We start from the raw sequence: 2,415 nt of genomic DNA, 5'->3' as shown, positions 1-2,415 counted from the left end.
AATTCATAGAATTTTGTTTTTTTATTTTAAATTAATTATAATTTTATTATGAAAAGTACCAAATTTAAAAAAATTTTATTGCCTTTGAGCACTTTAACATCCACTATAGGAATATTTTCTATTGTGGCATGTGAAAATAACAATAACAATGAAAATAATAATGATTTAAATAATCAAAGACAAATCTCATAAACTAAATATCAAGAATTATATAAATTAAGACAAGAAAATTTAACTAAATTAGCAAATGATAATAATTTGTATAGATCTATAACATCATTTTTAAATAAAGCAAGCACTTTTATTAAAAATAACAAAACCACTATTGCTGAATTTATAAACTTAAATCAAGAATTTGACACAAACATTGAAAATGTTAAAAATTATTTAGCCAGTTTATTGCCAAATAATTCAAATTCAGATGAAAATAATATTTCAAAATCTACTGAAAAAGATAATTCAAATACAACAAAAGAAAAAAATAATAATCAAATCGAATTTGCAAATGAAAATGATTTAAATAACTTAAAAAGTTATAAAAATACATTAGCAGATTATCAATTAAATGAAAAATTAAAAGAAAATAAAATCTTGAATGAAAAAATTACACAAGCATTAAATAAAGCTGATAATCTTGTGAATAGTCAATCAAGCAAAAGTGATGTTGTTAATCATAATCAAATACTTGTTGATTTAATTCAAGAAGCAGATAAATATTTACAAACAAATACTAACAATGACAAAAAAGAAGAAGAAAAAGGAAATAAACCTATCATTCCTACTCTTCCACCTAATTTTCAATTTATTAGACCTAATGTTAGTCAATATCATAAATATCCTGATTATGTAAGCAAATATAAAAAAGTTAATGCTCACGAAATATATAAAGAAATATATGATCGTTCTTTTTCTATTCAAACTTTATTTCATGAAAAATCTGGAAGTGTAGATGTTGCTAGCGGTCAAGGTACTGCTTGATTATTAGATTATCATAGATCAAAATCTAATAGTAACAAATTAAAATTATTTTTAGCATCTAATATTCACGTTTTAAATAATTTTGCAAATACTTTAAGTGAAGAAAATAGTAAAAAATTTCCTCAATATGTTGATCCTACCGGTAATACTTTAGTAGGTATTGCATTAGGTAAAGCTGCTAATCCTAAATTAGAAACTTTAGCAAATAATACCTTAGAAACAAGCGGATTAGTTAGTTATTATACTAATAGCGATAAAATGACTGGTTCATCAAATGTAGGTTTTGGGGAAACTAAATGAAGAACTACTAAAACTCAAGCATTAAGTAATCCTACTTTAATTTTTGCTGCCATTGATTTTATGAAAGAAGAAGCAACAGCAGCATATAAGGAAAAATTAAAAACAGTTTTTAAAGAAAAAGCTGAAAATTATTTGAAACTTAATTCATGAGATACTAATTATCAAACAAAATATCAAAATTGAAAAACACAAGGAGAAAATCCTAATTTATATGTTGATTTTGCTGTTTTTTCAATAGATATAGATTTAGAAAAGACTGATGAAACTTTTAAAAAATGAATTAATGATGCAACTAATGCACTTGATAAATATTTAAAAAGACTTGCAGACACAAATGAATTACCAAATCAAGATAAAAATATTTCTAAGTATATGCAAACTTTAGATTATTATTCTAAATTTAAAAATATGGATAAAAAAGATGGCATATATGAATTTGCATTATCTAACGCACAAGATTTATATATAGCTGGATATCCAAGATTAAATAATGTGACTAGATTTTCACATAATAATCCACTTGAACGTAATAATAATCAAACTAATGATTTTTTACCACCTTTTAATGAAAGATTTGCTTATGGAGCAAACCAAAACAGTTTCACTGCGGATGCATATCAATTTAGATTAGATACAGCATTTAATAATTTAGTTGGAGCATCATATGGACCAAATTATACAATTAGCTTTTCTTCTCTTTATTATGGTGCTTCAGGATCATTAGTTTATAATGATTTTGGACAAATGGTTGGAATTTACAATGTTATTAGCTCAAGAACTCAAGCCGGTGATTTACTTGGTTCTTCAGGATTTGCCCCATTTTTACTATCAACTGATGTTTCCAACATTGATAATAGTTTTGTAACTTATGCTTATAATCTTATTGATTCTACTAATAACAGTTTATATCCAAAACAAAAAGATTCATATCGTAGTAATTTAAGAGTAATGTTTGCCAACGGTTTTGATAATACTAATGATAAAACAACTGCTCTTTTCCCTGAAGGGTTTTAAATTAAAAAAAATAGCAAAATTTGCTATTTTTTGGTCCAATGCAATGTGCATTGCAACAGAAAAACACGGTTATCCAAATGTGACAACGGTGTTTTTTGTGATGTTTTTAAAACTATCCTATAA

Annotated in this window: 2 protein-coding genes; both read left to right on the top strand. The window is 24.8% G+C overall.

Going from position 1 to position 2,415, the window contains the following annotated elements; all coding sequences use genetic code 4:
* Nucleotides 1–48: 48 nt before the first annotated feature.
* Nucleotides 49–192 (top strand): hypothetical protein, encoded by a 144-nt coding sequence (locus VBM87_RS02900; protein ID WP_323177304.1) that lies wholly within the window; start codon nucleotides 49–51, stop codon nucleotides 190–192.
* 66 nt (nucleotides 193–258) lie between these two features.
* Nucleotides 259–2,292, top strand: coding sequence for an MIP family Ig-specific serine endopeptidase (locus VBM87_RS02895; protein WP_323177303.1), 2,034 nt, complete (start codon nucleotides 259–261; stop codon nucleotides 2,290–2,292).
* Nucleotides 2,293–2,415 lie beyond the last annotated feature (123 nt).

This window comes from Mycoplasma sp. 744, assembly GCF_034863305.1.
GTDB lineage: Bacteria > Bacillota_I > Bacilli_A > Mycoplasmatales > Metamycoplasmataceae > Mycoplasmopsis.
Note: the sequence above shows the minus strand (reverse complement) of the source record. Positions and strands in the feature narration are given on the sequence as shown.